Genomic DNA, 6,335 nt, shown 5'->3' with positions numbered 1-6,335 from the left:
ATGATCATCCTCGGGAAGGTGCGCCCACTTTCAGGCCGCCTCCTCGGGCCTCATCCACAGGTATTGATCATTGCTCCGTCGCCAGCGCCGCGTAGTCCTCCAGGATTCCGGCGCTGTCGCCGACGACGCCGCCGAGGCTGGCTCGGCGCAGCCGGCCGTCGACCAGATGCAGATCCAGCAGCCGGCGGGCGCAACCCGTTGCGGCGTCGAGGAATTCGGGTTTGCCGAGCGCGATCGAGGCTTCCGCCAGCGCCGTGATGGCGAAGCCGTTCCAGGCTGTGACGACCTTGTCGTCGCGCCCGGGCTGCGGCCGCAACGCCCTTGCCGCCAGCAACTTCGCGCGAACCTGCTCGAAGCGTTCGGCATCGTCGGGGTCGTTCAGCAGTTGCAGCACCGAGCTGCCATGTTCGAACGTTCCGGCCTCGGTGACTTCGAAAAGCGCTGCGGCCCAACGGCCGTCGTCGCCGCCGAGCACCGACACCAACTCCGCCGGCGTCCACACATACGTCAGGCCCTCATGTCCCGCCGTGTCGGCGTCGAGCGACGAGACGAACATGCCACCGTCACCGAGGTCGTCGATGATGAATCGCGCGGTCTCGTCCGCCACCTTGCGCGCCAGCGGATTTCCGGTCAGTCGCGCCCAGTGTGCATATACCCGGAGCAGCAAAGCGTTGTCGTACAACATCTTTTCGAAGTGCGGCACCACCCACGAGGCGTCCACGCTGTATCGGGCGAAGCCACCCGCCAGTTGGTCGTAGATGCCGCCACGCGCCATCGCGGTGCCGGTGCGCTCCACCGCGTCGAGCGCGGACGCGGTGCGTTCGTGGTGTCGCAGCAGCGCTTCCAGCAACGCCGACGGCGGGAACTTGGGCGCCCGACCGAAACCGCCGCGTGCATGGTCTTCGTCGCGCAGCACCGCGGCGACAGCGTGGTCGCACAGTTCCGGCGACGGTGCCGGCCCACCCGAGGGCAGCCCGGACGACATCTTGCGCAGCTCGGCAGCGATCTGGTCTGAGGCCTGCTCAACTTCGTCCCGCCGGTTCTGCCACGTATTGGTGACGGCCGAAAGCAGCTGCAGGAAGTTGTCTTTCGGGTAGTAGGTGCCGCAGAAGAAGGGCCGGCCGTCGGGTGTCAGGAAGCACGTCATGGGCCAGCCGCCCTGTCCCGTCATCGCGACGGTGGCGCTCATGTAGATGGCGTCGAGGTCGGGACGTTCCTCCCGGTCGACCTTGATGCAGACGAAGTTCTCGTTCGCCACCGCAGCGACGTCCGAGTCCTCGAACGACTCGTGCGCCATCACATGGCACCAGTGGCAGGCCGCGTAGCCGATGGACAGCAGGATCGGCACGTCGCGGGCCGCGGCTTCGGCCAGTGCCTCCGGTGTCCACTGCTGCCAGTGCACCGGGTTGTCGGCGTGCTGGCGCAGGTAGGGGCTGGTGGCCGAGCCGAGGGTATTAGCCATACCTGGAGTCTTACCCAGCTTCTGGCTTTGTAGTGCTGTCAGGCCCAGTGTCGCCCGTCGGCGCATCGTGCGGAACACCGCCGACGGTGCCGTCGTCGACCGCCTGATCTGGCTCGGGATGTGCGGGATCGAAGGATTCGGGCAGCCTGCGTAGGTGCCGGTTCATCGACCAGACCAGCGCCACCACGGCGATCAGCAGGATCAGCGTGATCACCAGCCCGGCCGGGCTGGCCTTGCCGAAGTCGGGACCCGTCTGGCGCGGACCTTCGGCCAGCAGGATGGTGAGCGGAACAGAAATCACAGCGATACTCCCGTGAACAGATCGGTCTCGGGCAACGTCACCGGAACCCTGGATCGGGCCAATTCGTACTCCTCGGTCGGCCAGAGCCGCTGCTGCCATTCGATGGGCGCGCGGAAGAAATCGCCGTTCGGGTCGATCTGCGTGGCGTGCGCGAGCAATGCCCGGTCCCGCTGCTCGAAGAACTCGGCGCACTCGATACGGGTCGTCACCCGGTTGGCGAAGGGATCGTGCTCGGGGTCCCAGTGCTGCAGCCACTTCTCGAACGGCCCGACCTCCCCGTGCTTGGCGAACTCGTCCTGCAGCAGCTGCATGCGCCGGCGCAGGAAGCCGTGGCCGTAATACAACTTCGAGATGCTCCAGGGCTCGCCCTCGTCGGGGAACTGGACGTGGTCTGCGGCCGCCTCGTAGGCGGCCATCGACACCTGGTGGCAGCGGATGTGGTCGGGGTGCGGGTACCCGCCGTTCTCGTCGTACGTGGTGATCACGTGCGGCCGGAACTCGCGGATCACCCGAACCAGCCGACGGACGGGCTCCTCGATCGGCACCACGGCGAACGAGCCCTCGGGCAGCGGCGGCAGCGGATCGCCCTCCGGCAGTCCGGAGTCGACGAACCCCAGCCAGTGGTGCTCCACCCCGAGGATCTCGGCGGCCCGGGCCATCTCGTCGCGGCGGACCTCATGGATGCGGCCGTGCACCTCGGGCAGGTCCATCGCCGGGTTCAGGATGTCGCCGCGTTCGCCGCCGGTCAGGGTCACGACCATGACCCGGGCGCCGTTGGCCGCGTACTTGGCCATGGTGGCCGCACCCTTGCTCGACTCGTCGTCGGGGTGCGCGTGCACCGCCATCAACCGCAGTTCGCTCACGTGTGCCTTACCTACTGTCTCTACTCGGTGGGACAACTCGGTGCAGTCCAACCATGTCGCTGCGTCCTATAGTTCCAGTCCAAGCAATCCGAACCGACCGATGGGGCACCCAAAGCAGCCATGATCGAGCGTCCCACCGCCCGCTACGGGCAGCAGCGCATGTCCCGGCTGACCCGTCGCCGTATCGCGATCGGCCTCACGCTGCTCATCGTCGTCGCTGGTGTGGCGCTTGCGTTCGTCGGTTTTCAGCGCCTGGGGACGTCCCCGGTCAAGGGTGAGTTGAGCACCTACAAACTCATCGACAATGAAACGGTTGCGGTGACGATCTCCGTCACCCGCGAGGACCCGGCCCAACCCGCGGTGTGCATCGTGCGCGCCAGGGCTCTCGACGGCAGCGAAACCGGACGACGCGAGATCCTCGTCGCGCCGGCAGAGGCCAAAACCGTCCAGGTGACGGCGGTCGTGAAGTCCACAAAACCGCCGGTCGTCGGCGACGTCTACGGCTGCGGCACCGACGTGCCGTCGTACCTCGTCGCGCCCTGATCGCCGGCCCGGTGACCAACCATCCGGCGAACTCCGAACTGCGAAATCATGACCGTTCGGAGACGGCCAAGTGGTACGCTTGCTCAGTACACGGTTCCGACTGGGGCCGTGTATTGCTGCATTAGCGGGCACCTGCTGGCACCTTCTGGGGGGACCTGGACCTGCCCTCGCGATCGCAGCACCGCCGGCCCCAAGCAACGGGGCAACCCCGGACAAAACGCCCGGGCATACACGCACGCTTACAAACGACAGGAGAGCAGCAGACATGACCGATACCCAGGTCACCTGGCTCACCGAAGAAGCATTCGAGCGCCTGAAGGCCGAGCTCGATCAGCTGATCGCCAACCGTCCGGTCATCGCTGCCGAAATCAACGACCGCCGCGAAGAGGGTGACCTCCGCGAGAACGGTGGCTACCACGCGGCCCGCGAAGAGCAGGGCCAGCAGGAAGCCCGCATCCGTCAGCTGCAGGAACTGCTCAACAACGCCAAGGTCGGCGAGGCACCGAAGAAGTCCGGTGTGGCGCTGCCCGGCTCTGTCGTGACCGTCTACTACGACGATGACAAGAACGACACCGAGACGTTCCTGATCGCCACGCGCCAGGAAGGCGTCACCGACGGCAAGCTCGAGGTGTACTCCCCCAACTCGCCGCTCGGCCACGCACTGATCGACGCCAAGGTCGGCGAGGAGCGCAGCTACACCGTCCCCAGCGGTGCCACCGTCAAGGTCACGCTGGTCAAGGCTGAGCCCTATCACGCCTAGCCCTGCGACGGCCGGCGCTACCCCGCCGGCCACCAGCTGACATTCATGGCTCAGATCGCCGAAGACCTGTATCTGCTGCTCCTCGACAATTCGTCCGCACAGCCGGGTCTGGATCAACCACGTCGGCACCGGGTGTTGTCCGGTGCCGTTCTGCTGGACCTGGCGCTGGCGTGCCGTATTCGGCCCGCCGCGCCAGGTGACGGTGCACCCGACGGCCACTTGGTCGCCCTCTCCGGCGACGGCGCCGTCGACCCGGTGTCCGCGCCGGCACTGGAACTGCTCCGGCAGCGCCCGCGGCGACCCGCGGCGGTGTTGTCCAAACTGCGCAAAGGCACCGAGGACAGCCTCATCGACCGGCTGGAGCGCGCCGGGCAACTACGACGTCAACCGTTGGGCGGCAACAGGTTCCGGCCGCACTATGCCTTGCCGCTGACCGACCGGGGGCGAGTCGGCCAGGCCCGCGCGCAGATGCTGTCGGCGTTGTTCGACCGCAGGCCGCCTGCTCCGGCGACGGCGGCCATCGTGACCTTGCTCCACACCGTCGACGGCCTGGGCTCCCTGATGAGCCTCAACGACCGCGGCTGGCGGTGGGTGCATGCCCGCGCCGGCGACATCGCCAGCGGCCACTGGGTCAACGAATACGAGACCGGCGTCGCCGAGGTGAACCTCGCCGTGACGGCCGCCGCGGTGCGGGCTGCCCTGGTCTAGCCCAGGGCCTGCTCCAGATCCCCGATCAGGTCGGCCACGTCCTCGATGCCGACCGACAGCCGGACCAGATCGTTCGGCACCTCCAGCTGCGAGCCGGCGGTGGACGCGTGCGTCATGGCGCCCGGGTGCTCGATCAGCGACTCCACGCCACCGAGAGACTCGGCGAGGATGAAAATCTCAGTGCGCGAGCACAATTCACGGGCGGCCGGCTCTCCGCCGTGCAGCCGCACCGACACCATGCCGCCGAAGCCGCTCATCTGCTTGGCCGCCACCTCATAGCCCGGATGACTCGACAGACCCGGGTACAGCACCGTCGAGACGGCCTTGTGGTCGTTGAGGAATTCGGCGACCCGCAACGCGTTCTCGCAGTGCCGCTGCATGCGCAGCGGCAGCGTCTTGAGGCCGCGGTAGGTCAGATAGGCGTCGAACGGGCCCGGCACCGCACCCGCACCGTTCTGCAGGAACCCGAACTTCGCGTCCAGCTCTTCGTCATTGGTCACCAGCGCGCCACCGACGACGTCCGAGTGGCCACCGATGTACTTGGTGGTCGAGTGGAGCACGATGTCCGCACCGAGAGACAGCGGCTGCTGCAGCGCCGGTGAGGCAAAGGTATTGTCCACCAACACCTTCACGCCCGACGTCGCGGCGATCTGCACGATGGCCGAGATGTCGGCGATGGACAGCAGCGGATTGGTCGGGGTCTCCACCCAGATCAGCCGCGTCTTCGAGGTGATCGCCGCGCGCACCTCGTCGAGGTTCGACAGCTGCGCCGGCGTGTGGGTGATGCCCCACTGCGTGAAGACCTTGTCGATCAGCCGGAAGGTGCCGCCGTAGGCGTCATCGGGGATGACGATGTGGTCGCCCGGGCGCAGCACGGCACGCAGCGCGCAGTCGGTGGCCGCCATGCCGGAGCTGAACGCACGGCCGTAGTGCCCGCCCTCGACCGCGGCCAGCAGCGCCTCCAGCGCCGCCCGGGTCGGGTTGCCGGTGCGGGCGTACTCGTAGCCGCCGCGCAGCCCGCCGACGCCGTCCTGCGCGAACGTCGAACTGGCGTAGATCGGGGTGTTGACGGCGCCGGTCTGTGGGTCCGGCCGGAACCCGGCATGAATGGCCCGGGTCGACGGACCGTAGGCGCGGTAGTGGTCTGCCTGGCTGCGCTGCTCACTCACAGGCGCCAGCCTAGTCGCGGAGCTTGCGGCCTTGGGGGTCGGGAACGTTCCCCATCAGGATCATGATGCCGTCGATCAACGGCCAGATGGCGCCGATGCCGCAGGTCACCAGCGAGACGACGAGCTGGAGCACGCCGATGGTCGTGTAGCCCAGATAAAATCGCCCGACGCCGAAGGTGCCCAACAGGATCTGCAGCAGGCCGGCCGTCACCTTCGACTTGTCCGACAACGGCAGCCCCGTCAGGGGGTCGCGGCCCCACGGCGCGGACGGATCGGCCGCGTACTGCGGCACATAGCCGTAGCCCGGCTGCTGCGGGTACCCCGGCGGTGGGTAACCGGGCTGTTGGTAACCGGGCTGCTGCGGGTAACCCGGCGGCGGGTAACCGGGCTGCTGCGGATAACCCGATTGCTGCGAGTAGCCCGGCTGCCCGAACTGCGGTTCACCCGGCTGCTGCTGGGCGGAACTGTCGCCGGGTTCGTATGCGTTCGACGCCGGCTCGTATGGATTCGTCATTGGTGGTGTCCCCGT

Annotated in this window: 7 protein-coding genes and 1 pseudogene; 3 read left to right on the top strand and 5 right to left on the bottom strand. The window is 67.6% G+C overall.

The annotated features are described in order from the left end of the window. Positions 1 to 76 precede the first annotated feature (76 nt). The 3 genes and pseudogenes from ACJH6H_RS27960 to mca form a co-directional block, all read right to left on the bottom strand. A pseudogene (locus tag ACJH6H_RS27960) lies at positions 77 to 1,528 on the bottom strand (thioredoxin domain-containing protein); the annotation flags it as partial. After that, complete coding sequence (locus ACJH6H_RS27955; protein WP_318986891.1) at positions 1,473 to 1,763, bottom strand: hypothetical protein; 291 nt, start codon at positions 1,761 to 1,763, stop codon at positions 1,473 to 1,475. The pseudogene ACJH6H_RS27960 and the gene ACJH6H_RS27955, both read right to left, overlap by 56 nt. Then, positions 1,760 to 2,626, bottom strand: coding sequence for a mycothiol conjugate amidase Mca (mca, locus tag ACJH6H_RS27950; RefSeq protein WP_318986892.1), 867 nt, complete (start codon positions 2,624 to 2,626; stop codon positions 1,760 to 1,762). Before mca ends, ACJH6H_RS27955 begins: the two co-directional genes overlap by 4 nt. A 120-nt stretch (positions 2,627 to 2,746) precedes the next feature. On the opposite strand from mca, the gene ACJH6H_RS27945 reads away from it, so the two are divergent. From ACJH6H_RS27945 to ACJH6H_RS27935, 3 genes are all read left to right on the top strand, one after another. After that, complete coding sequence (locus ACJH6H_RS27945) at positions 2,747 to 3,169, top strand: DUF4307 domain-containing protein (RefSeq protein ID WP_318986893.1); 423 nt, start codon at positions 2,747 to 2,749, stop codon at positions 3,167 to 3,169. A gap of 265 nt (positions 3,170 to 3,434) precedes the next feature. Further along, positions 3,435 to 3,929: a transcription elongation factor GreA gene (greA, locus tag ACJH6H_RS27940; RefSeq protein ID WP_267315433.1), complete on the top strand. Its 495-nt coding sequence runs from the start codon at positions 3,435 to 3,437 to the stop codon at positions 3,927 to 3,929. A gap of 45 nt (positions 3,930 to 3,974) precedes the next feature. Beyond that, positions 3,975 to 4,637: a GPP34 family phosphoprotein gene (locus tag ACJH6H_RS27935; protein ID WP_406776235.1), complete on the top strand. Its 663-nt coding sequence runs from the start codon at positions 3,975 to 3,977 to the stop codon at positions 4,635 to 4,637. On the opposite strand, the gene ACJH6H_RS27930 is transcribed toward ACJH6H_RS27935, so the two are convergent. Then, positions 4,634 to 5,806 (bottom strand): cystathionine gamma-synthase, encoded by a 1,173-nt coding sequence (locus tag ACJH6H_RS27930; protein ID WP_406776234.1) that lies wholly within the window; start codon positions 5,804 to 5,806, stop codon positions 4,634 to 4,636. The genes ACJH6H_RS27935 and ACJH6H_RS27930 overlap by 4 nt on opposite strands. A 10-nt stretch (positions 5,807 to 5,816) precedes the next feature. Then, positions 5,817 to 6,320 (bottom strand): TM2 domain-containing protein, encoded by a 504-nt coding sequence (locus tag ACJH6H_RS27925; protein WP_406776233.1) that lies wholly within the window; start codon positions 6,318 to 6,320, stop codon positions 5,817 to 5,819. Between the last annotated feature and the right edge of the window lie 15 nt (positions 6,321 to 6,335).

It is taken from the genome of Mycobacterium sp. SMC-21 (assembly GCF_045310825.1).
In the GTDB taxonomy this organism is placed as follows: domain Bacteria; phylum Actinomycetota; class Actinomycetes; order Mycobacteriales; family Mycobacteriaceae; genus Mycobacterium.
This window is presented reverse-complemented; position numbering and strand designations above follow the sequence as displayed.

What these genes read in the sequence shown, in the direction of transcription:
- ACJH6H_RS27945 (WP_318986893.1), top strand. Translation starts at nt 2,747, where the DNA reads ATGATCGAGCGTCCCACCGCCCGCTACGGGCAGCAGCGCATGTCCCGG.
- greA (WP_267315433.1), top strand. Translation starts at nt 3,435, where the DNA reads ATGACCGATACCCAGGTCACCTGGCTCACCGAAGAAGCATTCGAGCGC.
- ACJH6H_RS27925 (WP_406776233.1), bottom strand. Translation starts at nt 6,320, where the DNA reads ATGACGAATCCATACGAGCCGGCGTCGAACGCATACGAACCCGGCGAC.
- ACJH6H_RS27935 (WP_406776235.1), top strand. Translation starts at nt 3,975, where the DNA reads ATGGCTCAGATCGCCGAAGACCTGTATCTGCTGCTCCTCGACAATTCG.